This window comes from Nocardia amikacinitolerans (assembly GCF_900215415.1).
Taxonomy (GTDB): Bacteria; Actinomycetota; Actinomycetes; order Mycobacteriales; family Mycobacteriaceae; genus Nocardia; species Nocardia amikacinitolerans.
In genome coordinates this window covers 24,383-50,658 of the sequence record NZ_OBEG01000005.1, presented here as the reverse complement: position 1 = coordinate 50,658, position 26,276 = coordinate 24,383, and the positions used below count along the sequence as shown (strand labels likewise).

The following is a 26,276-nucleotide window of genomic DNA, read 5'->3' as shown; positions in this document are numbered from 1 at the left end:
GGCACCCCCGCCGGACTTCCCAGCGCTGAGTTTCACAGCGCCGACAAGCCCTCGACGATCGACGCCAACCACCCGAGCACCACGCCGATACCGCAGCCGAGCAGCACCCATCTGGTCACCGGCGTGAACCGCGCGCGCCACGCGGTCGGCGCCGCACCACCGGCGGCGACCAGGTTCACCGCGACGGCGAGCAGCGGATGCACCTCGGCGAGCGCGATCCCGAACGCGTAGACGGCCACCGCCGCCAGCGCCGCCACCATCACCACCACGGTGATACCCGCCGCCCACGGCGTCGGATCCTGCGCGGGCGGATAGCCGCGGTACGCGCCGTTCGTCGGGTGATCCACCATGTCCTCGCCCCTCACGACGTTCTCACTCGTTCATAGAACGCCATGGCCGCGGCCGTGGCCACATTCAGCGAATCGGTGCCAGGCGACATCGGAATGCGCGCGCGGACGTCGGTCGCCCGCATCGCCTCCTCCGTGAGGCCGGGCCCCTCCGCGCCGAGCAGCAGGGCGACCCGCTTGCCCGTCATCGCCGCGGCCAGATTCGGCGCCGCGGGGTTCGGTGTCAGCGCGATGATCTGAAAGCCTTTGCGCCGCAGAAGTTCCAGGCCGTTCGGCCAGTCCGGCACCGATGCGAACGGCACCCGGAGGACATGCCCCATCGACACCCGGACCGCGCGCCGGTACAGCGGATCGGCGCACCGATCCCCGAACAGGATCGCCTCGGCCCCCAGCCCCGCCGCGTTGCGGAACATCGATCCCAGATTCTCGTGGTCGTTGACGCCCTCCAGCACGGCGACGGTTCGCGCGCCCTCGGTCACCTCGTCCAGCGTCAGCTCGGCGGGCCGCCGCGCCACGGCGAGCACCCCGCGATTGAGATGGAACCCGACGACCTCCGCCATCACCTCGGCGGTAGCACGGTAGAACGGCACGTCGACCTCGGCCAGATCCTCGGCCAACTGCTCGTAGCGGCGGGCGACCCCCATCAGCGCGCTCGGCCGAAAACGCGAATCCAGCATCCGCTGAACGACCACCACGCCCTCGGCGATCACCAGCCCCTTGCGTCCCGGCAGGTCGGGCCGCCGATCCGCCGACGCCAGGTCGCGAAAATCGTCGACCCGGGAATCGCTGGGATCATCGATATCGATCACTTCGGCCACCGCCATATCCTGCCCGCCCGCGCACGCCGATCAGAAACCGCCACCTGCGAACGTTCGCGGTTACAGCGCCGCCGAGGTGGAGGTGATCATGGCTCGCGTACCCGGGTCGCGGACCGGCGTAGTGGCGCAGAAAATTCCGATGCGCGGTGTTGTTCATTCATGGGATGATCTGCCCATGACGCTCGTATCCGGCATCACCATTCGATCGGCGACCGAGGCGGATGCCGCGGGGATTCGATTGCTCGTCGAGACCTCGTTCGGGACTCGGTCGGACGAAGCGTGGCTGGAGCGGGCGGCCCAGTTGTTCGCGCCGTTGGACTCGATCGTGGCGGTGGACGGTGATCGCGTCGTCGGGCATGTGCGGTCGCGGGGAGATGATCCTGACGGTGCCGGGCGAGCGGACGGTGCAGGCCCGCGGTATCGCGGGGGTCGGGGTGGCGCCGACGCACCGCAGGCGTGGGATTCTGCGCGCGATGTACATCGAACAGCACCGGCGCACCGAGGCGCAGGGTCTGCCGCTGACCATCTTCACGGCCAGCGAGGGCGGCATCTACGGTCGGTTCGGCTACGGCCCCGCGGTGCGGCAGAACGCGGTCACCATCGACCGTAGGTTCGCCGAGTTCCTGCCCACCACACCGAATCCCGGCGGCGTCGAACTCGTCATGCTGGCGGATGTCACCGATCGGGTCCGCGAGATCTACGACCGCTGGCGCAGGCTGACGCCCGGCGCGCAGGTGCGACCGGACGCGTCGTGGGGCAACTTGTTCGCCGATCCGGAACGGTTCCGCCGCGGCGGCTCCGACCTGTTCACGCTGCTGCACCCCGACGGCTACGCGCTGTACCGCTACCACTACGAAGCAAGGGAGATGACCGTCGAGATCGTCGAGATGCGGTCGGTCACCGCCGACGCGCACGCCGCGCTGTGGCGCGCGCTGTTCGGTCTGGACCTGGTCACCCGGATCACGGCGGAGCTCAGCGACAACGACCCGCTCCCCTACCTGCTGACCGACCCGCGACTGGTCCGCACCACCGCCCGCTACGACGGTCTCTGGCTGCGGCTCATGGACGTGCCCGCCGCCCTCATGGCACGCGACTATCGGACCGATCTCGACGTCGTCCTGGCCGTCGCCGATCCGTTCCGCGGGGCGGGCGGAACTTTCGCGCTCACCGTGCGGGACGGCCGCGCCGAGTGTGCGCCCACCGAACGCGCCGCCGACATCGAACTGGGCATCGACGTGCTCGGCAGCATGTACCTCGGCGCGTACCCGGCGCGCGCGTTCGCCGCGGCGAACCGGCTGCAGGCCAAGGATTCCGGCAAGCTGCGCGCGCTGGAGGACGCGTTCGGCGCCGATCGGGACGCGGTGCTGGGCTGGTTCTTCTGATCCGAGGAGGGTTCTTTCGGCGAAGGGGCGGTTCCGCCGATCGACGCGGGCCGGTTCCGCCGATCGACGCGCCCGGCGGCGAACTTCCCCGCGGCCGGGCGCGGGCTGGCATCCTGGAGATATGAAGCCGCTTCAGCTGATCCTCAACATCATCTGGCTCATCTTCGCCGGGTTCTGGATGGCGCTCGGCTACATCCTGGCCGGGATCATCTGCTGCATCCTGATCATCACGATCCCGTTCGGCATCGCCTCGTTCCGCATCGCGGCCTACGTGCTGTGGCCGTTCGGCCGCACGACGGTGGAGAAGGCAAGCGCGGGCGCTGGGTCGCTGATCGGCAACATCATCTGGTTCATCGTGGCGGGCTGGTGGCTGGCTCTCGGCCACCTGCTGACCAGCATCCCGCTGTTCCTTTCGATCATCGGCATCCCCTTCGGCTGGGCGAACCTGAAGTTCATCCCGCTCTCGCTGTTCCCCCTCGGGCGCGAGATCGTCGACAGCGACCAGCCGTTCGCCGCCAGGTAGGAACGCACTTTCCGCTCGCGGAAAGCCGTGCGCCGGGGTCTACTCCGATTCGGAGACGATCTGCTTCATGATGGCGACGGCTCGGTTGAGGATCTCGAGCTGGTCGTCGGTGAGGGTGGCGAGCTGTTCGGTCATCCAGGCTTCACGGGCGCTGGCCTCGTCGGCGATCAGCGCCCGGCCGGATTCCGAGAGGGAGACGATGATTTGGCGGCCGTCGGTGGGGTGCGGCTTGCGCTCCACCAGCTTCAGATCGGTCAGCGACGCGATCACCCTGGTCATCGACGGCGGCTGCACCCGCTCCTTGGCGGCAAGCGCACCGGGCGTCATCGCGCCCTCGCGCGCCAAGGTGGCGAGGGCGGAGAGCTGGGTCAGCGAGATCTGTGAGTCGGTGCGGCGCCCACGCAGATGTCGCGTCAGCCGAACCACCGCCAGCGAGAGTTCACCGGCGAGGGCTCGCACATCCGATGACGTTGTCACAGTGGCAAACGATACGGGACCCGCTGGGTGCGGCATGCCGGTTCCCGCCGCTACGCTGAGCCCGTGACCCAGAAAGTGCCGGAGATCCCGCCGCGGCTGACCGATCCGCGGCCGGTGCTCGCCGTCGGCAGCGCGCTGTGGGTGATCGCCACCCTCGTCGTGTTGGCCGGACCCGAGAGCTGGGAGTCGGCGCTTCCCGTCTGTCTGATGGGCCTGGTGGTCGGCCTGATCGGCTCGACCATCTTCCTGATCCAGCGCCGCGGCGCCCGGCGCGGCGACAAGGGCGCGCAGACCGGTCTGCGGTGATCAGCTCACCTGGAATTCCGCGCTCACCCCGGTGAAGGGGCGCAGCGCGCCGTCGGTGCCGAGACTGTCGGCGAAGTGCACGAACCGGTACTGCCCAGGCTCCGCGTCGGCGGGGACGTCCCAGGTGAACCGGGCCACCGATTCGGCGGAACCGCGCTTGCTCCAGTGATACCGCACCGCCCACTCTCCCTCGTTGGCGACGCGCACCCAGCCGGTGCCGGTGCTGCGCTGCACTTCCAAGAAGGTGCCGTTGCGGCGCGGGTTGTGCTTCGGATGGGCCGAAACGAACTCGGCCACAACGCGTTCGCCGCGGGAGCAGGAGGCGGGCTGGGTCAGCACATCGCCGAAGCCACGGCCCGGCGGAGTGGCGTCCGGACCCGGGGCCGGCACGAAGTTCGGCTGGAGGTTCGACACGTCACGGGGCGCTGGGCCGCGCGCGACGGTCGCTCCGGTCGCCAAAGCCGTTGCCAGACGGTGGAATTCCTGCTGGTATGCGGGCAACGTGTAGCGGCCGTAGAGCGTCGAGGCGCCCTCGTACTGTTGGGCGTCGTATTCCTCCGGGGTGGTGACGTATTCGTGGTAGGAGTTGGCGTACCCCTGGAGGAGCACCTGTTCCACGTCGACGCCGAGCGCCTCCGCAACGGTCCTGCGCACCCGAAGCCCGGACACGATGGTGAATTCGCCACCGGCGGCGGCCAAGTACAGCTCGCCGATGCGCATCAGCTGGATCGGCACCACGCTCGGCACCCACGGCACCGGCGGAAGCAGACCAAGCGGCACGGCAATCGCCTTGGGCGCCTGGGCATCCGCGAGCCAGGCCGGCGCGGGCTGGCTCGGATCGCCGAGCGCGCCGAGGAACGGGTTGCGTACGCCTTCCGGAATCGGGCCGCCTGGCAGACCGGGACCGTCCTCGACGCTGCCCGCGATCAGCGAGACGCCCGCGGCGGCCGGCGCGGTGTGCCGCGGCTGACCGTCCGGGGTGAATCGCCCATCGACCGCGATGTTCGCCAAGTCGATGTAGCAGAGCAGGGAGTCGACGGGTCCGCTCATCGAGCGCGCCGCGTTCAGAGCGTTCTCGGCGGCGCCGTATTGGCGTTCACCGATGATCCGGGTGTTCTCGAACTCGTCTTCGGTCGGCCCTGATCCGGGGCGCAGATTCAGGTTCGGCGACATGTCGCCCGCGTTGGTCTGGGCGAAGGCGGACACGAAATCCGGTGCGCCGTCGAGGTATCGGACGCCGTGGTCGGTGTGTTCGTGGGCGAAGGAGGCGTAACCCTTGTTGTCGCCGCTGATCAACCGGTTCTTGTTGGTCATCGACGTGTTGTGCGTCGCGAACCAGGTGATCGCGCCGATCCGCTTGCCGCCCTTGGTAATCGAGAGCGCGGTCACCGAAGGGTCGATGGCGTCGGGGAAGTGGGCGCGGTCGGCGGCCGGGTTGCGATCGAACGCGACGCGCGAGCGGTTGACGCTGGCGTCGTGCAGTTCCGCGCGGCCGAGCGCGAGCGACGCGGGCCCGAGATCGGCGTGCGCGGCCTCGATGGCCTCCACGATCCCGTTCACCTCGGCGTCGTACACCTGCTGCTGAAAACCGAGGATGGACAGGTTGTAGGCGTAGTCGTGACTCGAGCCGCCGCAGGTCGCGTGCGAGTGGGTGGAGGTGAGCAGCACGTTCTGCTCGGTGTAGAGATCGCCGAACCGGCGGGCCAGCTCGAGCAGCACGCCGCGGTGCACCGACTGGAAGATCATGCCGTTCTCGGCGACGACGAAGACGACCCGCCGCCCGCCCGCGGCGATCACGTAGGCGCGCGCCCTCGGGCGCAGGTGGATGCCCGCGGTGGTCTGCTCCAGCTGGGAGTAGCCCATCATCCCGCACTCGGCGGCGGGGCCGGTGATGTCGGAGATGCCGACGCCCACCTGATAGCCCGAGTCCGGGGCGGCGACGGCGCGGGCGCCGAGACCCGTCGGTCCCGATCCGACGGTCGTGGCAGCGGCGAGCGCGGCCGAACCCACCGCGGTTCGAGCGAGAACCGTCCTGCGTGACACCGGCATCGGAGCCTCCCTTCTTCCGTTTGGCAGCGAACCACACAACTGGACGCACGTCCAGTCCAAATTTTTCGGCGGCGCGAATTGACTGCACGCGCCGCGAGCGCTTAACTCGCTGGAGTGTCCTCCCGATTGAGCGTCGAAGAACGACGGGCCCACCTTATCGAGGCCGCTATCGGCCTTGCCGAAAAAAAGGGCGTGGCCGGTGTGACCACGCGCGATGTGGCTCAAGCAGCCGGTGTCTCGCTCGGTGTGGTGCATTACTGTTTCGAAAATAAGGACGCGCTGATGACCGAGCTGGTCAAGGCGTTGTCGATGGAATTACGCGATTCCGTCGACGCCAATGAAACAGTTTGGCAAGACGTCGAAAGTGGAAAAGAAGCGCTTCAAAAATTGGTGCGCGCGGGACTCGAACTGATGTGGCTGAACATCGAAGCCACACCGGAACGACAACTGCTCACCTACGAAACAACCACTTATGCGTTGCGCGAAGGCGAACAGACCCCGAAGAAACTCGCGATCGCGCGCGAACAGTACGCCTTCAACGACTCCACGGTCGCCGACATTCTCGATCACGCCCGCGACGCCACGGCCACCGAGTGGTCGGTGCCGGTGCAGACGCTGAGCCGGTTCACCCTCAATGTGATCGACGGCGTCGTGCTGCGCTGGCTGGTCGACAACGACAGCGAGGCGGTGCGGGCGCAGCTCGATCTGCTGAGCGAGATGCTCGCGGGGTACGCGACCTAATCGCTCGCGTCGACGACGCTCGGGACGCGGATGTGCGTCTCGGTCCCCACTCGCCACCAGGGCACCGACACGATGCCCGTCACCGCGCCCGAGAGCCGCACACGCAGGTCCTCGTGCAGCACCAGTTCGCCATGCTGCGGCGCGAGCGAGAACAGTTGGCGCAGGACGACTCCCAGCGGCTCGGCGGACCAGGACGTGCGGTGGCCGGTACCCAGCACCTCGGCGGTCACCGATTCCGAGACCAAGGGGAGGTCGAGCAGGGTCGCGAGGCTCGGTGCGGTCTCTTCGTCGCCGAGCACTAGGCGCTCCGGCGGCATGGCGAGACCGAACCAGGGCAGGTCGAGCACCATCGCGTCGGCGGCGGGCACCACATCGCCGGACAGTGCGCGCACCCGTTCCGGCAGCTCCAGCTCGGTGAGGTCCAGGCGGGACGCCGCTGCGGCCAGGTGGCGGTGCGTGCGCGAAACGATCTGCAGCTCAGGGTTGTTCGCGGGGTCGGCCAATGCGGAGAGCAGCGCCTCGGCGAGGTCCGGTGTGATTCGGTCCGGATCCGCCAGGACGGAACGCAGCACGTCCAGGTCGGCGTGGCTCAGGCCGGGAACCGCGAATTGTGGGAGCAGCCCGGCGAATTCGGTGTCGCCGGGAGGGAGATGGTGGCCGAGCGGGATTCCGTCGAGGCGGGCGTGCCTGCGCAGCCACCACGCGGTGTAGCCGTCCGGGTCGGCGAGCAGGCGTCTGGTCTTGGGTTCGGCGAGCAGCTGGTGCAGTGCGTCCGGCCAGGCGATGTCGTCGATCAGGTCCAGGTCGCGAACGGCCGCGAACTCGGCGGGCTCCTCGGGCAGGCTCGCCCACCAGGACTCTTCGTCGTCCAGATGATGATCGGGGCCGGTCGGGTCGGACTCTGAGACGACGCCGAAATCCCAGCCGACGCCAACGGCACGCAGCGCCTGCGCGCCGTACTCGTCCACGATCTCCTTGGCGACGGTGCCGAGCGGCGCGTCCTCGACGAGCAGCGCGTACAGCGGCGCCTCGGGCAGCAGCAGTTCGTCGGCGGGCAGCAATTCGCCCGTGGTGTCCGGCAATTCGATCGAGCCCAGCCAGGGCGGCAGCGCGTCCGGATCGGCGTACGCGGCCAAACGGAGCACCGCGTCGACCAAGTCGGGATCGTCGGGGTGGTCTTCCAGATCCGCTTGCAGCGCAGGATCGGCGAGCAGGTCGGCCGCGGTGGCCGCGCGGGCGCCGAGCCTGGACAGCAGCGGGTGCGCGGCCTCCGGATGCACCAGGCGCGCCCAGTGCAGCGGGATGGCGACTTCGAGCATGTCGTCGAGCACGACCGTGCGCGGACCGGTCACCAAGCGGCCGTCGGCCAGCGGAACAGCCAGGGCGCCGAGCTCTTCGGCCGACAGCGGGTCGACGACGAACGGCTCCAACGCCGCGTACCAATCCCGCCACCAAGCGGGCGGGCGCTCCACACCACCGGAGAGTTCGGCGAGCCGCGCGAGGCCGAGGCGGTGCACGTCGAGGACCGCGAGGGCCTCGGTGTGGGCGCGGGTCGAGAGTTCGGGGATGACCAAGGGGCCGACGATGTCGTCGAGGAGGTCGGCCAATTCCGTTGTGAGATCGGGGAAGACGCTCGCGCGAGTGGGGACCGCGGTGGGCGGCGCGCTTGGGCGAGGAGTGCCGTGGACCGGCTCGGTCCCGAGCCCGGCCTCGGACCTCGACCCGCCCACGGAACTGGCCTCGGCGCCGGGGGCGGCCATGGGGCTCGGTACAGCGGTGGGATGGAGGGCGAATTCGGCATCGGGGCCGAACTCGGCGACGACGCCGGGGGCGGCGTCCAGTCGCGGCTCGGCACCAAAGCCGGAATCGACGCCGACGCCGGGAGCCGCGTCCAGTCGCGGCTCGGCGGCGGGGCTGGATTCAGCGGCCGAGCCGGGTGCATCGAGGACGTCAGCGGCGTCGAATCGCGGCTTGGCAAAGGGGCTGGGCTCAGCGACGAGGCTGGGCTCGGCGGCCGGGCTGGGGGCCGAGGGTGTGCCGACAACCGGAAGCCAAGAGTGGGTTTGCAATTCGCGGATCAGTGCCTCGCGGAGCAGGCCGTCGACCTCGCTGCGGGCGAAACCCGGTGTCGGGACCAGGACGAGGCGATCGGTCGGGGGCAGGGCTCGTGCGAAATCGGCATAACCGGAGGCCAGTTCGGCGACGCGGGCGCCGGGTAGCAGGCGGCGCCGGTCCGGTTGCATCGAAATGTCGGCGATCAGCAGGGCCGGGAGGGACAGTTCCTCGTCGGAGCGCGTCGGTGCGCGAAGGACGTCGTGCGGTGCGGCGTGGGGCTTGCCGTCGCGCAGTGGGAGCAGCCATCTCGCGCGGGCGGTGCGGAACTGCCACCACGTCCGGCGGCGATCATCCGGACCTGTCACCTGTAGTTCCTGGAGGCCATCGCCGAGTTCGCGCACGGCGGAGGCGAACTCGGCGTCGCCGATCCGAATGGATTGCAGGGCGGGCAGTTCCAGGAGCAGATCCGCGGCCTCTCCCCGCATGGTGGCGAGCAATGCGTCGGCGTCGATGTCGTCGCGCAGGCGCAACACGACTTCGGTGTCGAAGTCCGGTGCGGGACGGGCATCTAGCGGCCAGGTCAACCGGAGGACCGGAGGCTGGAAGGTAAGCGCGGCGTCGTTCGGAACCGCGTTGCCCGGCGCGTCGGCCGAATAGTTGTACGGCGCATTGGCCGAATGGTCGATCGGCCCAGCAGCCGGAGGGTTGTGCGGCGAATCGGCCGGAAGGTTGTGCGGTACATCAGCCGGACGATGGTGATCCGCGACGTGCTCGCGCAGCGCCTCGCGTGTCCTGGCGCGGGAGAAGCGCAGCGACCCGGTGGTGGAACGGAATTCGATGTCGTCGCTCACGGCGAGCACGGCGGTGAAGCCGACGCCGAACCGGCCGACGGAGGTCGGCTCGGCCTTCCCGGAAGCGCGCAGCGCGGTGAGCGCGTGGACGCCGGAAAGGTCCAGGGGCGCACCGGTGTTCGCGATGTACAGCGTGCGACCGTCCAGCCGGACGGAGATCCGCCCTGCGACACCCGCTTTGGCCGCCGCATCGGCGGCGTTCTGCGCCAACTCGGTCAGCAGGCGATCGCGATAACCGGCCCGGACCAGATCCGCCTCGGTAGCGGCATCCTCCCGCAGCCGGGTCGGCGAATCACGCCAGGAAGCGAGGACGGCGGCACGCAGCCCCTCGGTGCCGAACGGGTCGGCGGCCGAGCCCGTCAGTTCCGCGGCGATGACCCGGACTCCGGTCCCTCGTCGGTCGCCGAACCCGGCTCGGCGGCAATATCGCTCGCAGCCGCCTCGGTCTCGCCCTCGGCCACAGCATCGTCCACGCCGACGAGATCGCCCGACGTCGATGGCTCCGCAGCACCGGTCGCCGAGGCCCGCTCAGGCGCAACATCGCTCGCAGCGGCTTCGGTCTCGCCCTCCGCCGCGTCGGTGACCGACTCGGCGGCGCTCGGCGTCAAAGCTTCCAGTGCGTCGGACGCAGGCGCGGAGGCTACCGAAGCGGCATCGGCGGACTCCGTGCCCGCGCTGTCGCGGACGCCAGAACCGCCCAGCTCCGAACCCTTTTCGGCATCGACCGCATCGGCGACGGCTGCCTCGACCGCCGTCGAGTCGGCAATCGCCTCCGGCTGTGCCTCGGCCGCGGCAGCTTCGGCGACTTCGTCCGTCTCCGCCTGCTCGATACCGGCAGCGCCGCTCACGGCCTCGCCTTCGACATCCGCCTGCTCGCCACCGCTGACCGCGGCATCGGCGCTCACGGCGGCATCGGCGGTGCTCAACTCGGTTGCGGTCGAAGCCGTTTCGGTCGGCGCGGCCTCGGTACCGGTCGCTTCCACCTGTACAGCGTCCGCGGTATCGACTCCCGGCTCGCCGGCATCGGCCGACGGGGCCACCTCGCCAGCGCCCGCCTCAGCGGCGACGGCCTCCGGTTCCGACGGGGCGATCTCAGCACGCACATCGGCGGCGCCATTCTCCTGCGCGGCGGCAGTCTCCGGCACCGACGGGGCGATAGCAGCGCCCGCGCCGCCCTCCTCGGCGACAACGGCTTCCGGCACCGATTGGACGACTTCATCGCTCACGTCGGCAGTGGCCGCCTCGGCCGCATCCGGCGCCGACGGAGCGAGGTCAGCGAGCACCGCGCTGTCCTCGGTCACGGCGACCGTCTCCACCGCCGACGCGGCGCCATCTGCGCTCACTTCCCCAGCGGGAACCGACGCGTCGGCCGTCTCCACGGCAACGGAAACTCCATCGCCCGCAACCTCTTCGGCGGCGGACCGCTCCGCACCCTTGCGCAACTCCTCCGGCGGGATCACATCGAACGCCGCGTCGTCGTAGGCCTCGTAGAGCGGCGAACCGCCACCCGTCGGTGCGACGACGTCGGAGTGCGCGCCGCAGCCGTATTCGACGTGCACCACGTGTCCGTCCGCGCCCATCGCGTTGCCGCAGACGCCGAAAGCGGCGCGCAGCGCGCCCGCGAGCGGGAGGTAGAAGCCGCACTTGCCGCAGGTGGATGGCGCGGCCTTGGCCATCTCGGTGTCGGGGCCGTATTCGGAGTACCAGCGTTCGGCGGCCTCGATACGGCCTTCCTCGCTCAGCACCTTGGTGCGGCCGAGGCCGATCTCCAGCGCGACCTCGTCGACCTCCGGGTCGCCGCTGGCCATGTAGCCGGGCACAAGGCGGGGGTCGTCCTGCGGCGGGGCGAGCAGGTCGCCGGGCGCGAGATCGCCCGGGCGGATCCGCTGCTCCCACGGCACGAATTCGGGCGCGACCAAGGCGTCCGGTCCGGGCAGCAGCGCCGACTCGCTGACCGTCGCACGGTCCGCGCCGGGCGGGGCCGCCACGACGACCGCCCACTGCCAGCCGCGATAGCCGGGCAGGGTGGCCTCGAAACGGTGGGTCGCCGCGGTCTCGTCCTCGACGCTGACACCTAGGTGCGCGCCGACGGCGGAGGGCTCCAACTCCAGGAGCGCACGGCGGGCCAGGTCCGCGGCTTCGGCAAGGACCGGCCGGACGTCGGGCTCCGAAACAGATACTGCGCTCACGGCCTACATTTTGCCGTATGGAGCGGAATCGGCGTGCGTTGGCCATCGGTGTGCTGGTCGGTCTGCTCGCGACGTGCGGTTGCGCGGCCGACGAGCCGGATCCGCCGCGGCTGCGGATCGAGGTCGTCGGCACCCGGCCGCACGATACGGAAGCCTTCACCCAGGGCCTCGAGGTGCACGGCGACGTCCTCTACGAAGGCACCGGACTGCGCGGTCGCTCCACCGTGCGCGCGACGGATCTGCGGACCGGCGCGGAACTGGCCCGCGCCGACCTCCCCGACCCGTATTTCGGCGAGGGCATCGCCAGGGCGGGCGACACGCTGTGGCAGCTCACCTGGCAGGACGGCACCGCCTTCGCGCGCGACCCGGTCACCCTGGAAACCCGGGCCGAGGCCGCGTACCAGGGCGAGGGCTGGGGACTGTGCGCGCGGAACGGGCGGTTGATCATGAGCGACGGCTCGAACACGCTGACCTTCCGCGACCCGGCCACCTTCGCCCCCACCGGTTCGGTGACCTTGAAGAACCGCAGGGGCGCGCACCTGAACGAGCTCGATTGCGCAGCGGACGGTTCGGTCTACGCCAACGACTACCCGACGAACCGGATCCTGCGCATCGACCCGGACACCGGCGAAGTGCTCGGCGTCGCCGACGCCGCCGACCTGCTCACCCGCGAGCAGCGCGCCGATGCCGACGTGCTCAACGGCATCGCCCAGCTGCCCGGCACCGACCGCTTCCTGATCACCGGGAAGTACTGGCCGACCGTGTTCGAGGTCCGATTCGTGCCCGCCTGAGTCCAAACGCGGACGCGAGGAACGTCACTTCTGCCCCGCAAGGTGGAGCGCCCGTGCGTTCCTGTCGCCGTAGTACGCCAGAATTGAGGGGTGACTACTCCGCGCGATCCCTTCGGTCCCGAGCGTGGTCCATGGGATGGCGAGGAGGCGCCGATCGAACGGCATCCCGGCTACGACCGGTATCCCCCGCCCAACGCGCCCGCCCGGCGCAGGCCGCTGCCGCCGCTGGATCCCGGCCGAAACGCACCGCAGCGCGGTCCGCTCGGCCCGTTGCGCAAACCGCCGCCGGAGCCCGATCCGAACGGACGGACCCGCAGGCTCGGCCGCCGAGCGCCGGACGACGAGCCAACACGCAAGACCTCGCGCCGCGTCTTCCCGCAGGTCCCCGCGCAGCCGCCCGCCGACACCAAACGCTTCGAGGCGCCGGATCTGCCGTCCGAACCGGCGCAGCCGGAACCGGTCGCACCGCCGAACGGGCAGCGCACACCGCGCAAGCTGACCGTCACCAGGGTCGCCGCGCTGCGCGGCAGGGAGCTGACCGAGAAGGGCATCGCCACCTTCCAGCGCGCGGCCAAGGCGGACGGCGCGGACAAATCCGGCCTCACCGCGCTGACCTACGCCACCATGGCGAACTTCGCGCTGGACGCCGCGATCGCGGTGTCGCTGGCCAACACGCTGTTCTTCGCCAGCGCCACGGCCGAGAGCAAATCCAAGGTCGCGCTGTACCTGTTGATCACCATCGCGCCGTTCGCGGTGATCGCGCCGCTGATCGGCCCGCTGCTGGACCGTTTGCAGCGCGGCCGCAGACTCGCGCTCGCCACCTCGTTCGGCGCGCGCGCCGTGCTCGCCGTGGTGCTGATCTTGCAGTTCGACACCTGGGCGCTCTATCCGCTCGCGCTGTGCATGATGATCGGCAGCAAGTCGTTCTCGGTGCTCAAGAGCGCCGTGACACCGCGCGTGCTGCCACCGGATATCGACTTGGTGCGCACCAACTCCCGGCTCACCGTCTTCGGTCTGGTCGGCGGCACCATCGGCGCCGGCGCCGTCGCGGCGCTCGTCGCGGCGATCACGGGGTCCACGGGCGCGCTCGTGCTCGCCGTCCTGATCGCGGCGGGCGGCACCTATCTGAGCCTGCGCATCCCGCGCTGGGTGGAGGTGACCGAGGGCGAGGTGCCCGCGACCCTGAGCTATCACGGCGACGACGCGCACACCGAGGTGCTGCGCGAGGGCGCGAAGTCCAGCGTGCCCGCGCGCAAACGCAGGCAACCGCTCGGGCGCGCCGTCGTCACCGGGCTGTGGGGCAACAGCGCCATCCGCGTGCTGACCGGCTTCCTCACCTTCTACGTGGCGTTCGTGGCCAAGGCGACCGAGCACCGGCCGGTGCAACAGGCCGCGATGCTCGGCGTGGTCGGCGCGGCGGCCGCGATCGGCAACTTCACCGGCAACGCCACCGGAGCCCGTCTCGCGCTCGGCAGGCCCTCGCTCATCGTGCTCGGCTGCACCGCCGCGTGCACCGGCGTCGCGGTGTTCGCGATCTTCGCCGACAACCTGCTCGGCGCGGCGGTGGCGACTTTGGTCGCGGCGGGCGCGAGCGCGCTGGCGAAGGTGTCGCTGGACGCGTCGATCCAGGACGATCTGCCGCCGGAGTCGATCGCCTCCGGCTTCGGCCGCTCCGAGACCGTTCTGCAACTGAGCTGGGTGGTCGGCGGCGCGGCGGGTGTGCTGCTGCCGACCGACTACTGGAAGGGCTTCGCGGTCGTTTCGGGAATACTCGTGCTCGGACTGATCCAGACCTTCGTCAGCTACCGCGGCCATTCGCTGTTGCCCGGCTTCGGCGGGAACCGGCCGCAGCACGCGGAACAGGAAGTGCCCGCGGCGCGGAAACCGCACGGCGACGGCATCCAACGAGAAACGGGAGATCCGATCTGGTGAACAAGCTCTCTGGCCGCACCGTCGCGGCGCTGGTCGCGGTCGCGCTGACACTCGTCGTCGCGGCGGTCGTCGTCGTGGTGACGGTGGCGGTGCGCAACGCGCCCGAGCACGACCCCGAGATCACCGCCTACGCGCACGGCAGGACGGTGACCGTGCCGCCGTACCAGTACTGCGACATCCGGATCGTCGGCGAAGAGCAACTCGACCTGTCCAATTGCCGCCAGGGCGAATCCGTCGATCTCGAAGTGCCCCCTGGCTATCCGCTGCAACTGTCGCTGCCGTCCTCGATCGCGGAGGCGCCGTGGCTGGCGCAGCTGGTCTACGCGCTGCCCAACGGCGACATCGTGGACCGGGTCATCAGCCACAACGACTATCCCGACGACGCGCTCGCGCTCACCATCGATTCGCGTCCGCTGCCCGAACTCCGGCTCATCGGCGTGGAATTGCAGCTGCCGGTGCCCGCGATCGACGAGAGCGGCAGGGAGACAACCGTTCCGCACGCCGCCTGGTCGATCCGCACGGCCTGACCGCTCGATCCGCCGGGCGCACACGGCATCCCGGCGGATCGGTCGAAATCGCCTGCGCGGGCGTACGTCCGCCTACCGCGACCGCGGACAGGCGACGTCCGCTGTGTCGATCAGTGGTCGAGTTCGCGCGCGACGGCCCGGACGACCTCGGAAATGGTGCGCGCGGACTTGCGATCCGGGTACCGGCCCTTGCGCAGGTCCGGCTGCACCTTCGTCTCCAGCAGGGTGATCATGTCCTCGACCATCCCGTGCAGCTCGTCGGGCGTACGGCGCGGACCCGCGGGTTCCTTGCGGGCGTTGCGGTCTCGATCCTGGCCCTGCCGCACCGACGGCGGCGACTCGAGCAGCTTCAGGCTCAGCGCCTGCGGACCGCGACGACCCGCGGCCATGCCGAATTCGACGCGCTGCCCGGGCTTCAGGCCCTCGACACCGTCGGGCAGCGCGGACGAGCGGACGTAGACGTCCTCACCCTCGTCCTGGGAAAGGAAGCCGAAGCCCTTTTCGACGTCGTACCACTTCACCCTGCCGGTCGGCACTGCGCTCACCCGTTCATCATCGACACCCGGACCCGGTCGGTCCGAGCACATCCGTCTGCTCGAAACTGCACGGCGAATTCCCGCCGGGCGCAGCTCCTGTCAGTTTGCGAAAAGAACGCGCCCCACAAGCCTGCAGGACGCGATTGTCATCGAGTCTACCCCGGTGGCAATAACCGAAGCACATCAGTTTTACGGTCGAGAGGTGACGAACCCTTCCGCGCCGCCGCCGTCGGGCGACTCGCCGCGCCGCTCCGGAGATTGGTTGTTGAAGCTCGCGCTCGCTCTGTTCGCGATCGGATTGCTGGCGATCATCGCGATCTTCCTGACGCCGATCCTCACCGACGGCCAGCCGGGACTGTGGCTGTACCTGCTCGCGATGCTCGCGCCCGTCGGATTCCTCTGCGCGCTGGTGTTCGCGCTCTGGTCCGGCCGCCGGTCCAGATGACCTCGAACCGGGTACCCGACCGGTTCGTTACCCACTCCAAGGTGTGATCCTCGTCACATCACGAGCAGGTAACGGAGCGGCAACGATGCCGGAGCAACGGCGTGGCGCACGTCTCTAGCTGCGCGAAAACGCCTCCGCGCCCGCCGAGACCGCACCGAGACCCGCGCGTACACGCCGGTTACCAAATAGTGATTTTTCGCGCGGATCGACGTACGGTCTATCCCAGCCGGGACACCCGGCACCACCGGCCCGCCGCACCGAACCTCGCCCCGCGGGTACCGGACCCCGACGGAAACAGGGGCGAGGGCGGGACGGACGACCTCTCAGTCCGAACCCGAGCGAAACCTCGCAGGTGCGGACGAGAGGAAGACACCCGATATGAGTGGACGCCATCGCAAGCCGACCTCCACCGGGCGCACCGTAGCCAAGGTCGCCGTCACCGGCGCGATCTTCGGCACCGCAGGTGTGGCCCTCGCTGGAAACGCCAGCGCGGCTCCCGACTCCGACTGGGATCGCCTCGCACAGTGCGAAGCGGGCGGCAACTGGGGCATCAACACCGGCAACGGTTTCCAGGGCGGCCTGCAGTTCTCCCCGAGCACCTGGAATTCGCACGGCGGCCAGGAATTCGCGGCCACCGCCAACCAGGCCTCCCGTGAAGAGCAGATCGTCGTCGCCGAAAAGGTCCTGGCCTCGCAGGGCTGGGGCGCTTGGCCGTCGTGCTCGGCCAAGCTGGGGCTGAAGAGCGCCCCGACGCCGCGCACCGCTCCGGCCACCGTGGAGACCCCGCGCTGGAACCCCGAGCCGTCCGCACCGCAGGCCCAGGCCGCCGACGCCAACCAGGAGATCTTCCAGGCCGTCGACCGCGCGATCGCCGCGGTGCAGCAGCAGGGCGTGCAGATTCCGCAGCCCGCACTCGATTTCTTCAACGCCGCGAAGGCGAGCGGGGTCACGCTGGACCCCGCGGTCGTGAACTTCTACGAGGCGAACAAGGGCCTGCTGCCCTCCTGAGTCTCGAGTACGAACAAGGCGTACCTCCGCATTCGCTCCGGCCGTGCGCGGTCTGTGGGCGGACTCCGTCCGGCAGTACGAACAAGGCCCCCGCATCAACGTGGATGCGGGGGCCTTGTTCGTACCTGCGGCCGTATCGGCGAGGTCAGCGGTTGATCACCGTGTGCGGATGCACGTAGGCCAACTGCTCGGCCGGGATCGGAAACTCGGTGTCCTCGCCGTAGGGAGACAGACCACCGGAACGGGTCGACGAGAGCTCGGTGACCGCGTGATCACCATCGGCCACCTGGGGCCAGCCGTTGTCGACATAGGGTTTCTTAGATTTGTTCACCACGCCCCTCATGCTAGCTCCCCCGCCTCTCCGCGTTTCAGGCCAGACCTAGGTGCGCGGCTGAGCAGCGTTGGCGGCCGGCGGTTGAGGCAAGGGTGACGTCAGCCCGTCCCCGGTGAGTTACCCGGGCCGTGCGAAATCTGTCGCCGCGTCGGGCATATCGGCATCTGCGATGGAACAGAGTGTCCTGGCCCGGCGAGCGGCCTGGCATCGCACTAGGCTGGATTGGATGACTCTGACCAGTGCCCTTGCCGCGTGGCTCGGGGCGCGCAGCGACGACCAGCTGGTGCAGCTGTTGCAGCTGCGGCCCGATCTCGCTGTGCCGCTGCCTTCCTCGATGGCGGTGCTCGCGGCCAGGGCCGAACAGCGCGCGTCGGTGCTGCGCGCCACCGACGATCTGAACACCCTCGACTTCGCCATCGTGGAAACGCTTGCCGTGCACAGCGCCTCGCGAGCCCCTGGCAACGGCACGCCGCTGACCCGAAAGGCGCTGCACGCGCAATTGAAAGGACGCGCGACCAAGGCCGCCATCGAGGAGTCGCTCGACCGGCTGACCGCCCGCGCGCTGGTCTGGCTCGACGGTGACGAGCTGCATTTGGTCGCCGCGGCGGCCGAGGCGCTGCCGTGGCCGATCGGCAGCACCACCGAGCTGCCCGACGCGCTCACCGAAGCCGAGGTCGTCACGGCGCTGGCCGCGATCTCCCCCGCCGAACGCGCCCTGCTGGAGAAGCTGGCGAGCACCGGTCCGCGCGGCCGCACCAGGGACGCCGCGCCGGGCACTCCCGCCGACCGCCCGGTTCAGCAGCTGCTCGCGCGCAGGCTGTTGCACCGGATCGACGACGAGACCGTGGAGCTGCCGATCACGGTCGGCCAGGTGTTGCGCCGCGAGCCGGTCACTCATCCACACGCGCTCACGCCGCCGAAGCCGGACCCCGCCAAGTACGCCCCCGCCGACGTCAACGCCGTCGCGGCGGGCGAGGTGGGCGAGCTGCTGCGCCACTGCGCCGACATCCTGGAGGCGCTCGGCCAGACGCCCGCACCCGCACTGCGCGCGGGCGGACTCGGCGTACGGGAGCTGCGCCGAGTCGCCAAGCAGACCGGCATCGACGAGACCAGGGCGGGCCTGCTCGTCGAACTGCTCGCGGCCGCGAAGCTCATCGAGAAGGGCCAGCCGGACCCGCCACCGGATCTCGACTCCGTGGACGACTACTGGGCCCCGACGCCCGCCGCCGACGCCTGGCTGGACGGGCCCCCCGCGCGGCGCTGGACCGTACTGGCCATGGTGTGGCTCGATCTGGACCGGATGCCGTGGATGATCGGCATGCGCGACGCCAACGACAAACCGCTTGCCGCGCTCTCCCTGGAGCTGCGCACCCCGACCGCGCCGCGGGACCGGCGCGCCGTTCTGGAACTGCTCGCCGAGTTCCCGTCCGGCAGCGCGCTCGATCCCGTCGATATCGGCCGCATCCTTGCTTGGCGACAGCCGCGCTGGCGCAGGCACTTCCGGCGCGAGGCGATCGAGAACACCGTGCGCGAGGCGTCCGAGGTGGGTCTCATCGGACGCGGCGCGCTCGGCTCACCCGGCCGCGCGCTGCTGCACGGCGCGGTGACCAGCGCGGCCGACGCCGAGGCCGCCATGGAGGAGGCGCTGCCCGCACCGGTCGACCACGTCCTGGTGCAGGCCGACCTGACGGTGATCGCGCCCGGTCCGCTGACGCCCGAGTTGCAGCAGCGGGTCGCGCTCGTCGCCGACGTCGAATCGGCAGGCGCGGCAACGGTTTACCGCATCGGCGAGAACTCGGTGCGCCGTGCGCTCGACGCCGGGCTGACGGCCGCCGAACTGCATACGCTGTTCACCACGCACTCGCGCACGCCGATCCCGCAGGCGCTGACCTATCTCATCGATGACGTGGCCCGCAGGCACGGCAGGCTGCGCGCGGGCATGGCGCAGTCGTTCGTGCGCAGCGACGACCCCACCCTGCTGGCGCAGGTGCTTGCGGCGCCGGTCGCGGGCGCGCTCGCACTACGGGCGGTCGCGCCGACGGTCGCGATCTCACAGGCTCCGCTCGGCGAGGTGCTCGAACAGCTGCGCGCGGCGGGATTCGCGCCCGCAGGCGAGGATTCGGCGGGCGCGATCGTGGATCTGCGCACCCGCGGCGCGCGTATCTCGGTGCGGCCCAACGCGCGTCAGGCCTACCGGCCGTCGCCGCCGAGCACCGAACAGCTCGAGCTGCTCGTCGCGGAGCTCAGGGCGGGCGAGCGGGCGGCGAGCGCGCGCTCCGGCCAGTCGGTGCGCACGGACGGCACCAGAACGAGCACGGCCGCCACACTCGCGCTGCTGCAATTGGCGGCACGGGTGCGGCGGCCGGTGAACATCGGCTACGTCGACGCCTCTGGCGTCGCGTCCCAGCGCGTCGTCGAGCCGTTGAAGGTCGGCAACGGGCAGCTCGACGCGCTGGATCCGGTGACGGGCGCGGTCCGGCACTTCACGTTGCACCGGATCGCGTCGGTCGCGCTGCTGGAGTGATCAGCTGTTGGGCTTTCCGATGCAGAACAGCGTCTTCGGGTCGGAGACGGTGATGAACTCCGTGGCGGTCTCGCAGAGCAGTTCGTCGGTCTGGCCGTCGACGCGCTGCATGACCTTGAAGGTCGCCTCGGTCGAGGAGCAGTCCACCCACTTGTAGGGCGAGGTGGCGACGTCGTTGTAGCAGCTGCCCTGCGCGAAGTTCGGCGCGAGGCACAGGAACGCGGTGCCGCCGCCTGCCAGCTCTTCGGTGTAGCTGGTGTACTCCTTCGACGCGCATTCGGTCTTCTGGTCGAAGCTCTGGTGGACCTTGTACACGGCCTTGGGCGAGGAGCACTCGATCGGCTCGCCCTCGGTGGCGGTGGGCGAGTTGTCGGTGATGTTGATGCAGTCACCGACCTTCGTCTTCGCCACGTCGGACTTGGTTGCGTTGTCGATCGTCGAACAGCCGGTCACCGCGACCGCGAGGGCGGCCACCGCCAGGAGGGCGAGCACGACACGTGCCAGCAGCCTCGTTCCTGGGAACTTCACGGGAAAACCTCTCTCACCGAATACGTTCACGGGCGTGAACGCGGTGAGGATACCCGCACGATCGCGGTGACCGCATCAGCTCGGTCCAGCGCTGGGCGCCGCTCGGCGCCGTGGCGGCTTCAGAGGGTGGTGCCGTACATCCCGAGGAGGGCGAATCCCAGCACACGCGGGAGCAGTTGACCGAGCATTTGCAGACCAAAGTAGTTCACTGGCAATGCCTTCCACAGATCGTCCACTTGATGGACGTTTGTCCAATACGTCGACTCTGTCGTCGGCGCACGGCGTGTCGTTACGCTTGGCAAGTATGACGCTCGAGGACGTCGCAGGCGACCTGTACGCAGTGGAGCCCTCCGAGTTCGTCGCGGCGCGCGCCGCACGGGTCGCCGAGGCCAAGGAGTCCGGCGACAAGGAGCTCGCGGCCGCCATCGGCAAGCTGCGCAAACCGACGGTCACCGCGTGGACGGTGAACCTGCTCGCCCGCTCGGTTCCCGACGAGGTGGACGCACTGCTACGGCTCGGTGATGCCCTGCGCACGGCACAGCGCGAACTGTCCGGCGACCAGCTGCGCACGCTGACCACGCAGCGGCAACATGTCGTCAACGCGCTGTCCCGGCGGGCGGGGGCGCTGGCCGCCGAGGCGGGCAAACCGGTGAGCGAAGGCGTGCTGCGCGAGGTCGGCCAGACCCTGACGGCGGCCCTCGCCGACCCGGAGGTCGCCGATCAGGTGCGCACCGGCACGCTGGCCACCGCCGCGAGCTACGAGGGATTCGGTCCGGCCGGGCCGGAGCTGGTCGCGATCGACGGCAAGGGTTCGGCGCCCGCGAAGAAGCAGGCGCGCAAAGAACCGAAGGGCAAGAAGCCGAAGGCCGAGGAACCCGAACCCGACGCGGAGGCTCTCCAGGAACTGGAGGACGCCCGCGCGGCGCTCGAATCAGCCGACGCGGCAATGGATTCGGCGCAGCAGGCGGCCGACGAGACGGCGGCGCGGCGCACCGAGATCGAGGAGCGGATCACCGCGCTGCGCGCCGAGCTCGAACACGCCGAGCAGGAGAAACAGTTCGCCCGCACCGCCGAACGCGGCGCGCAGGACGAGTTGCGTTCGGCGCAGCGACAACTCGATCGGGCGCGGCGCTGGGTGGCGCGGGCGCAGGCGCGTGTGGAGAGCTGAGCTCAGAGTCGCAGGTCGCCGGGGAAGAGGTATTCGTCGGCGGGCGGTGCGGTCTGGTTCAGCCACGCGTCGAAGAATCCGCGCAGATCCGTCCCGGTCTTCGACTGCACGAAAGCGCGGAACTCGGGCATCGAGGCGTTGCCGTAGGCGTGCTTGGCGAGGAATTCCCTGAGCGCGCCGAAGAATACGTCGTCGCCGACTTGCTTGCGCAGCGCGTGCAGGAACAGCGGGCCGCGGTAGTAGACCGACGTGAATTCGAAACCGGCACCGGGATTTTCCAGCGGAATATCCCAGAAAGTCTGCGCGTCGTACCATTTCGCGATGGTCTCGCGGTACTGGGCGTCGACGTCTTTGCCTTCCATCCGCTCCGGCCACAGGTAGTCGGCGGTGTAGCTGGCGAAGCACTCGTTGAGGCAGATGTCGGACCACTGCCGCACCGACACCGCGTCACCCCACCACTGGTGCGCGATCTCGTGCACCACGGTCTGCAGATCGGTCCACGGCGCGTAGATCGGGCGGGTCTGGGTCTCCAGCGAGAACACGATGTCGGCGTCGACGTAGATGCCGCCCGCCGCGTCGAACGGGTACGGGCCGAAGAGCTGCTCGCTGAAATCGAGGATCTCGGGCAGCCGCGTCTCGAGCTCGCGGTTGTGCTCGGCGCCGGGAGCGAAGGCGCTCAGCAGCGGCATGCCGTTGGCGCGCTGCTGTTCGAGGTAGGAGAAGTGGTCGATGGCGACGGTGGTCAGGTAGCCGAGGACCGGGGCGCGCGATTCCCAGCTGACCGTGCGCTTGTCGGCCTGCACCGAGTTCTGGGTGCGCAGTCCGTTGGACACGACCTCCCACTCCGCGGGCACTGTCGTGTGCAGCGCGAAGGTGGCCTTGTCCAACGGGGTGTCGTTGAGCGGGTACCAGGTGGTCGCGGAGTGCGGCTCACCGGCGACGAACGCGCCGCCGCTCGGCGAGAAGGTCCAGCCCTCGCCGACGGTGCTGCCCATCTCGCCCGCGTAGTCGACGGTCACGGTGAACGGCAAGCCGGGCAGGATCGGCAGCAGCGGGGTGACGGTGAGTTCGTGCTCGCCGTTGCGATCGAAGGAGGCGGGCTGGTTGTTGACCGAGACCATCCGCACGGGCGGCCCGGCGAAGTCGAGATTGAACGCGCGCAACGCCTGCGTCGCGACGGCGTCGATGCGGGTCTTGCCGTCGAGCTGGCGACTCGGCGGGTCGTAATCGATGGTGACGTCGTAGTGGCGGACGTCGTAGCCGCCGTTGCCGTCCATGGGGTAGTACGGATCGCCGAGCCCGGGCGCACCGACGAACGGGTCGGCGTTCGCCGGTCCCGCCGCCGTCAGCAGAACCGCGGCGACCGCGGCACTTACCAAGCCGGACAACCTCATTCGACTACCGCCCCTCTCACCGCACCCCACACCGGTACCGGCGTACCGCGCAGGTGGATGGTAGCCGGTTCAGTCCGCCGTGCCGCTGAGTGCCACCGACGCGCCGAGTCCGACGATCATCGCGCCACCCGCTCCGCCGACGGCTTCGAGCCTACGCGGCGACTTGGCGAACCAGTTGCGGGCCGAGGCGGCCAGCAACGCCCATGCGCTGTCGGACACCAGCGCGATGGCAAGGAACACCGTGCCGAGCACGACGAACTGCAAGGGCAGCGACCCGGTCGCCGGATCGACGAAATGCGGGAGCACGGCGGAGAAGAACACGATGCCCTTCGGGTTGGTCACCCCGACGAGCACGCTCTGCCGGAAGACGCGGACGTCGGCGCCGGTGTCCACGCTCGCGCCGAGCGCGTCGCGCAAAGCCTTGCGTTCCCGGATCGCCTGGAGTCCCAGATAGACGAGATACAGCGCGCCGGCGAACTTCACGATGGTGAGCGCGAGCGATGACGCGGCGAGCAGAGTGCCGAGCCCGATCGCGACGAAGATCAGACAGATCAGCACGCCCGCGCAGTGGCCGACGGCGGAGATCAGCGCGGCCCGCCTGCCGAGGGCGAGTGCCCGCCCGACGGTGAAGAGCACACCGGGGCCGGGGATCACGACGATGAGGGTGGCTGCGGCCATGAACGCCAACAGGTTGGTCATGGGAACCATCACGGCAGTGTAAGTCGCCGCGAACGGCGTGCGGCGTGTCGACCGCCGTCGGCGCGGTCAGTTGCCGAGATCGTCCGGCAGCTGCTGCGGATCGAGCAGCAGGCGCTTGGCCGAGGTGCGGCGCACCTGCGCGGCGAGCGCGAGATTGTCGGTGAGCAGCCGCCATTCGACCTCGCTGATGGCGGCGCGAGCCCGGGCGATGACCCGGTCGTCCCTGGTTCCCCAGGCGATCGGCATGGCGCTCACCGACTGCCAGCGCTCCCCCACCTGGCGCGGCGCGCGGTCGGTGCGGATCGCCACCGACGGCACCCGCTCGCCCGCGCGCTTCTCGTGCCCCGGCAGATCGCGCACCTTGCGGATCACCAGGGCGTAGCGCGGATCGGTGGCCTCGGGCTTCGACACGTCGACGAGCGCGAGCAGCACGACGCCGGTCGGATAGGTCTCCGATACCACGGCGGGCACGAGTTCACCGTCGGCGTAGAGACGATCGATGCTCGTCCGGTGTGGCGCCCACAGCGCCACCCACAGCGCGGTCACCGCGCCGAGCGCGAAGGCGACCGCGAGCAGATAGGACCACGGGTGGTTGAGCCAGATCAGATAGGCCGTCACGGTGGCCGCGATGACGGCGGCGGCGATCGCGACGATGCGCAACCGGCGCAGATCGGCGAACACTTCGTTCACCGCATGGGCGTGCCTGCGGTCCACCGCGAATTCGAAGCGTCGCACGTCTCTTTCCTAGCACACGTTGCGGAGGATTTGCCTCCGCTTATCCAATGGCAGGACCCAGCAAGTCGTCGGCATCCGTAATGCGATACGCATACCCCTGTTCGGCGAGAAAACGCTGCCGGTGCGCGGCGTATTCGGCGTCCAGCGTGTCGCGGGCCACCACCGAATAGAAGTGCGCCTGGCCGCCGTCGTGCTTGGGACGCAACAGCCTGCCAAGCCGCTGCGCCTCCTCCTGGCGCGAACCGAAAGTGCCCGACACCTGCACGGCCACCGAGGCTTCCGGCAAATCGATGGAGAAATTCGCGACTTTGCTCACCACGAGCACCGGAATCTCACCGCGTCGGAACGCGTCGAAAAGCTCTTCGCGCTCTTTGGTTTTCGTCGAACCCTGGATCACCGGCGCGTTCAAGTGCTCGCCCAATTCGTCGAGCTGCTCGAGATACGCGCCGATCACCAGGCTCGGTGAGTCCTTGTGTTTGGCCAGAATCGATTCCACGACGGGAAGTTTGGTGCGCGCGGTCGAGCACAGCTTGTAGCGCTCCTCCGGCTCGGCGGTCGCGTACGACATGCGTTCGGCGTCGGTGAGCGTCACCCGCACCTCGATGCAGTCGGCCGGGGCGATCCAGCCCTGCGCCTCGATGTCCTTCCACGGCGCGTCGTAGCGCTTCGGGCCGATCAGCGAGAACACGTCGCCTTCGCGACCGTCCTCCCGCACCAGCGTGGCGGTGAGGCCGAGCCTGCGCCGGGATTGCAGGTCCGCGGTCATCCGGAAGACCGGCGCGGGAAGCAGGTGCACCTCGTCGTAGATGACCAGGCCCCAGTCGCGGCTGTCGAACAGCTCGAGGTGCTTGTATTCGCCCTTGGTGCGGCGGGTGATCACCTGGTAGGTCGCGATGGTGACCGGCCGGATCTCCTTGCGTTCGCCGGAGTATTCGCCGATCTCGTCCTCGGTCAGCGAGGTGCGGGCCAGCAGCTCGCGCCGCCACTGCCTGCCCGCGACGGTATTGGTCACCAGGATCAGCGTTGTCGCCTTGGCCTTGGCCATCGCCGCGGCGCCGACCATCGTCTTGCCAGCGCCGCACGGCAGCACCACGACGCCCGAGCCGCCAGCCCAGAACGAGTCCGCCGCCATCTGTTGGTAGTCGCGCAGGTGCCAGTGGCCGCCGACGTAATCCAGCTCGATCGGATGCGCCTCGCCGTCGACATATCCGGCCAGGTCCTCGGCGGGCCAGCCGATCTTCAGCAGCATCTGCTTGATCCGGCCGCGCTCGGACGGGTGCACCACCACGGTGTCGTCATCGATGCGCGCGCCGAGCATCGGGGCGATCTTCTTGTGCCGAAGCACCTCTTCGAGCACCGCGCGGTCCAGGCTGACCAGGGTCAGCCCGTGCGCGGGATGCTTCACCAGCTGGAGCCTGCCGTACCTGGCCATGGTGTCGACGACGTCGACGAGCAGCGGCTGCGGCACCGCGTACCTGGAGTAGCTGACCAGAGCGTCGACCACCTGCTCGGCATCGTGCCCGGCCGCGCGCGCGTTCCACAGCGCGAGCGGCGTCACCCGGTAGGTGTGCACGTGCTCGGGCGCGCGCTCGAGTTCGGCGAACGGCGCGATGGCCTGACGCGCCGTGTCGGCCAACTCGTGGTCGACCTCCAGCAGCAGCGTCTTGTCACTCTGAACGATCAGCGGACCGTCGGTCACAGTCTCTCCTCGTATCGGGCGGGGGCAGGTGAACCTGCACATCGGGTGCTTCTCCGTGTGAGTGCCTCGCAACGGAAAAGCCAGGGCCTGCTTGCGCGCCGTCTCCGCACAAGTACGCCTGCCAGTACGGACGTGCTCCGTCCCTGCGCCTGCTTCGGCCCATTCTCCCCGAGGCCACCGACAACCCGCAGGCCGCGGTGGGTGCGCGGCGGGTTCGG

General features: G+C 69.6%; 24 protein-coding genes. 11 read left to right on the top strand and 13 right to left on the bottom strand.

Translation table 11 applies throughout. The features are described from left to right. Positions 1-32: 32 nt before the first annotated feature. Together CRP45_RS22285 and CRP45_RS22280 are read right to left on the bottom strand one after the other, a co-directional pair. The gene (locus CRP45_RS22285) at positions 33-350 is read right to left on the bottom strand and encodes a DUF2537 domain-containing protein (RefSeq protein ID WP_097246774.1); all 318 of its coding nucleotides are present in this window, start codon (positions 348-350) and stop codon (positions 33-35) included. A gap of 11 nt (positions 351-361) precedes the next feature. Then, positions 362-1,165, bottom strand: coding sequence for a TrmH family RNA methyltransferase (locus CRP45_RS22280; protein ID WP_179830972.1), 804 nt, complete (start codon positions 1,163-1,165; stop codon positions 362-364). 338 nt (positions 1,166-1,503) lie between these two features. Here CRP45_RS22280 and CRP45_RS22275 point away from each other — a divergent pair, with 338 nt between their 5' ends. Both CRP45_RS22275 and CRP45_RS22270 read left to right on the top strand, forming a co-directional pair. After that, positions 1,504-2,547, top strand: a complete 1,044-nt coding sequence (locus CRP45_RS22275; protein ID WP_245910331.1) for a GNAT family N-acetyltransferase — start codon at positions 1,504-1,506, stop codon at positions 2,545-2,547. A 121-nt stretch (positions 2,548-2,668) separates the two neighbouring features. Further along, positions 2,669-3,070 carry a YccF domain-containing protein gene (locus tag CRP45_RS22270; protein WP_097246771.1) on the top strand — a complete coding sequence of 134 codons (402 nt, stop codon included), beginning with the start codon at positions 2,669-2,671 and terminating at the stop codon, positions 3,068-3,070. A gap of 39 nt (positions 3,071-3,109) precedes the next feature. Here CRP45_RS22270 and CRP45_RS22265 read toward each other — a convergent pair whose 3' ends face one another. Next, positions 3,110-3,583, bottom strand: a complete 474-nt coding sequence (locus tag CRP45_RS22265; protein ID WP_067785558.1) for a MarR family winged helix-turn-helix transcriptional regulator — start codon at positions 3,581-3,583, stop codon at positions 3,110-3,112. Between the two features lie 27 nt (positions 3,584-3,610). On the opposite strand from CRP45_RS22265, the gene CRP45_RS22260 reads away from it, so the two are divergent. Then, a complete protein-coding gene (locus CRP45_RS22260; protein WP_067785561.1) occupies positions 3,611-3,853 on the top strand; it encodes a DUF2530 domain-containing protein in 243 nt (80 codons plus the stop codon). On the opposite strand, the gene CRP45_RS22255 is transcribed toward CRP45_RS22260, so the two are convergent. Beyond that, complete coding sequence (locus CRP45_RS22255) at positions 3,854-5,902, bottom strand: neutral/alkaline ceramidase (protein ID WP_097246767.1); 2,049 nt, start codon at positions 5,900-5,902, stop codon at positions 3,854-3,856. Positions 5,903-6,028: 126 nt separating this feature from the next. On the opposite strand from CRP45_RS22255, the gene CRP45_RS22250 reads away from it, so the two are divergent. Further along, positions 6,029-6,643 carry a TetR/AcrR family transcriptional regulator gene (locus CRP45_RS22250; RefSeq protein ID WP_245910330.1) on the top strand — a complete coding sequence of 205 codons (615 nt, stop codon included), beginning with the start codon at positions 6,029-6,031 and terminating at the stop codon, positions 6,641-6,643. On the opposite strand, the gene CRP45_RS34720 is transcribed toward CRP45_RS22250, so the two are convergent. Continuing rightward, positions 6,640-9,873 (bottom strand): sacsin N-terminal ATP-binding-like domain-containing protein, encoded by a 3,234-nt coding sequence (locus tag CRP45_RS34720; protein WP_245910384.1) that lies wholly within the window; start codon positions 9,871-9,873, stop codon positions 6,640-6,642. The two genes, CRP45_RS22250 and CRP45_RS34720, sit on opposite strands and share 4 nt — an antisense overlap. Before the next feature lie 35 nt (positions 9,874-9,908). Beyond that, entirely contained in the window at positions 9,909-11,738 is a 1,830-nt protein-coding gene (locus CRP45_RS34715) for a DUF3027 domain-containing protein (RefSeq protein WP_245910329.1), read from the bottom strand. 17 nt (positions 11,739-11,755) lie between these two features. Between CRP45_RS34715 and CRP45_RS22230 the strand changes: the two genes are divergently transcribed. The 3 genes from CRP45_RS22230 to CRP45_RS22220 all read left to right on the top strand — a co-directional run bounded on the left by CRP45_RS22230 (position 11,756) and on the right by CRP45_RS22220 (position 14,988). Beyond that, entirely contained in the window at positions 11,756-12,529 is a 774-nt protein-coding gene (locus CRP45_RS22230; RefSeq protein ID WP_097246766.1) for a glutaminyl-peptide cyclotransferase, read from the top strand. A 90-nt stretch (positions 12,530-12,619) separates the two neighbouring features. Next, a complete protein-coding gene (locus CRP45_RS22225; protein ID WP_097246765.1) occupies positions 12,620-14,461 on the top strand; it encodes an MFS transporter in 1,842 nt (613 codons plus the stop codon). Beyond that, positions 14,458-14,988, top strand: a complete 531-nt coding sequence (locus CRP45_RS22220; RefSeq protein ID WP_067790560.1) for a DUF2771 domain-containing protein — start codon at positions 14,458-14,460, stop codon at positions 14,986-14,988. Before CRP45_RS22225 ends, CRP45_RS22220 begins: the two co-directional genes overlap by 4 nt. Before the next feature lie 110 nt (positions 14,989-15,098). Here CRP45_RS22220 and CRP45_RS22215 read toward each other — a convergent pair whose 3' ends face one another. Then, a complete protein-coding gene (locus tag CRP45_RS22215) occupies positions 15,099-15,524 on the bottom strand; it encodes a cold-shock protein (protein WP_067790557.1) in 426 nt (141 codons plus the stop codon). 202 nt (positions 15,525-15,726) lie between these two features. Here CRP45_RS22215 and CRP45_RS22210 point away from each other — a divergent pair, with 202 nt between their 5' ends. Together CRP45_RS22210 and CRP45_RS22205 are read left to right on the top strand one after the other, a co-directional pair. Beyond that, complete coding sequence (locus CRP45_RS22210) at positions 15,727-15,969, top strand: hypothetical protein (RefSeq protein WP_067790554.1); 243 nt, start codon at positions 15,727-15,729, stop codon at positions 15,967-15,969. Positions 15,970-16,347: 378 nt separating this feature from the next. Then, the gene (locus tag CRP45_RS22205) at positions 16,348-16,977 is read left to right on the top strand and encodes a resuscitation-promoting factor Rpf1 domain-containing protein (RefSeq protein ID WP_097246764.1); all 630 of its coding nucleotides are present in this window, start codon (positions 16,348-16,350) and stop codon (positions 16,975-16,977) included. 145 nt (positions 16,978-17,122) lie between these two features. Here the strand turns inward: CRP45_RS22205 and CRP45_RS22200 are convergent, their stop codons facing one another. Then, positions 17,123-17,311 carry a hypothetical protein gene (locus tag CRP45_RS22200; RefSeq protein WP_067790549.1) on the bottom strand — a complete coding sequence of 63 codons (189 nt, stop codon included), beginning with the start codon at positions 17,309-17,311 and terminating at the stop codon, positions 17,123-17,125. 226 nt (positions 17,312-17,537) lie between these two features. Between CRP45_RS22200 and CRP45_RS22195 the strand changes: the two genes are divergently transcribed. Continuing rightward, the gene (locus CRP45_RS22195; protein WP_097246762.1) at positions 17,538-19,835 is read left to right on the top strand and encodes a helicase-associated domain-containing protein; all 2,298 of its coding nucleotides are present in this window, start codon (positions 17,538-17,540) and stop codon (positions 19,833-19,835) included. Here CRP45_RS22195 and CRP45_RS22190 read toward each other — a convergent pair whose 3' ends face one another. Further along, positions 19,836-20,363, bottom strand: coding sequence for an LppU/SCO3897 family protein (locus CRP45_RS22190; RefSeq protein ID WP_067790543.1), 528 nt, complete (start codon positions 20,361-20,363; stop codon positions 19,836-19,838). Between the two features lie 304 nt (positions 20,364-20,667). Between CRP45_RS22190 and CRP45_RS22185 the strand changes: the two genes are divergently transcribed. Further along, positions 20,668-21,531 carry a hypothetical protein gene (locus tag CRP45_RS22185; protein ID WP_097246761.1) on the top strand — a complete coding sequence of 288 codons (864 nt, stop codon included), beginning with the start codon at positions 20,668-20,670 and terminating at the stop codon, positions 21,529-21,531. 2 nt (positions 21,532-21,533) lie between these two features. On the opposite strand, the gene CRP45_RS22180 is transcribed toward CRP45_RS22185, so the two are convergent. From CRP45_RS22180 to CRP45_RS22165, 4 genes are all read right to left on the bottom strand, one after another. Next, positions 21,534-22,925 (bottom strand): M1 family metallopeptidase, encoded by a 1,392-nt coding sequence (locus CRP45_RS22180; RefSeq protein ID WP_097246759.1) that lies wholly within the window; start codon positions 22,923-22,925, stop codon positions 21,534-21,536. 69 nt (positions 22,926-22,994) lie between these two features. After that, positions 22,995-23,633 carry a LysE family translocator gene (locus tag CRP45_RS22175; RefSeq protein WP_097247170.1) on the bottom strand — a complete coding sequence of 213 codons (639 nt, stop codon included), beginning with the start codon at positions 23,631-23,633 and terminating at the stop codon, positions 22,995-22,997. Between the two features lie 57 nt (positions 23,634-23,690). Continuing rightward, the gene (locus CRP45_RS22170; protein ID WP_097246758.1) at positions 23,691-24,359 is read right to left on the bottom strand and encodes a DUF3239 domain-containing protein; all 669 of its coding nucleotides are present in this window, start codon (positions 24,357-24,359) and stop codon (positions 23,691-23,693) included. A gap of 40 nt (positions 24,360-24,399) precedes the next feature. Further along, positions 24,400-26,058: a DNA repair helicase XPB gene (locus CRP45_RS22165; RefSeq protein WP_067790535.1), complete on the bottom strand. Its 1,659-nt coding sequence runs from the start codon at positions 26,056-26,058 to the stop codon at positions 24,400-24,402. Positions 26,059-26,276: the final 218 nt, after the last annotated feature.

What these genes read in the sequence shown, in the direction of transcription:
- CRP45_RS22285 (WP_097246774.1), bottom strand. Translation starts at nt 350, where the DNA reads ATGGTGGATCACCCGACGAACGGCGCGTACCGCGGCTATCCGCCCGCG.
- CRP45_RS22195 (WP_097246762.1), top strand. Translation starts at nt 17,538, where the DNA reads ATGACTCTGACCAGTGCCCTTGCCGCGTGGCTCGGGGCGCGCAGCGAC.
- CRP45_RS22180 (WP_097246759.1), bottom strand. Translation starts at nt 22,925, where the DNA reads ATGAGGTTGTCCGGCTTGGTAAGTGCCGCGGTCGCCGCGGTTCTGCTG.
- CRP45_RS22205 (WP_097246764.1), top strand. Translation starts at nt 16,348, where the DNA reads ATGAGTGGACGCCATCGCAAGCCGACCTCCACCGGGCGCACCGTAGCC.
- CRP45_RS22230 (WP_097246766.1), top strand. Translation starts at nt 11,756, where the DNA reads ATGGAGCGGAATCGGCGTGCGTTGGCCATCGGTGTGCTGGTCGGTCTG.
- CRP45_RS22270 (WP_097246771.1), top strand. Translation starts at nt 2,669, where the DNA reads ATGAAGCCGCTTCAGCTGATCCTCAACATCATCTGGCTCATCTTCGCC.
- CRP45_RS22185 (WP_097246761.1), top strand. Translation starts at nt 20,668, where the DNA reads ATGACGCTCGAGGACGTCGCAGGCGACCTGTACGCAGTGGAGCCCTCC.
- CRP45_RS22255 (WP_097246767.1), bottom strand. Translation starts at nt 5,902, where the DNA reads ATGCCGGTGTCACGCAGGACGGTTCTCGCTCGAACCGCGGTGGGTTCG.
- CRP45_RS22175 (WP_097247170.1), bottom strand. Translation starts at nt 23,633, where the DNA reads ATGGTTCCCATGACCAACCTGTTGGCGTTCATGGCCGCAGCCACCCTC.
- CRP45_RS22265 (WP_067785558.1), bottom strand. Translation starts at nt 3,583, where the DNA reads ATGCCGCACCCAGCGGGTCCCGTATCGTTTGCCACTGTGACAACGTCA.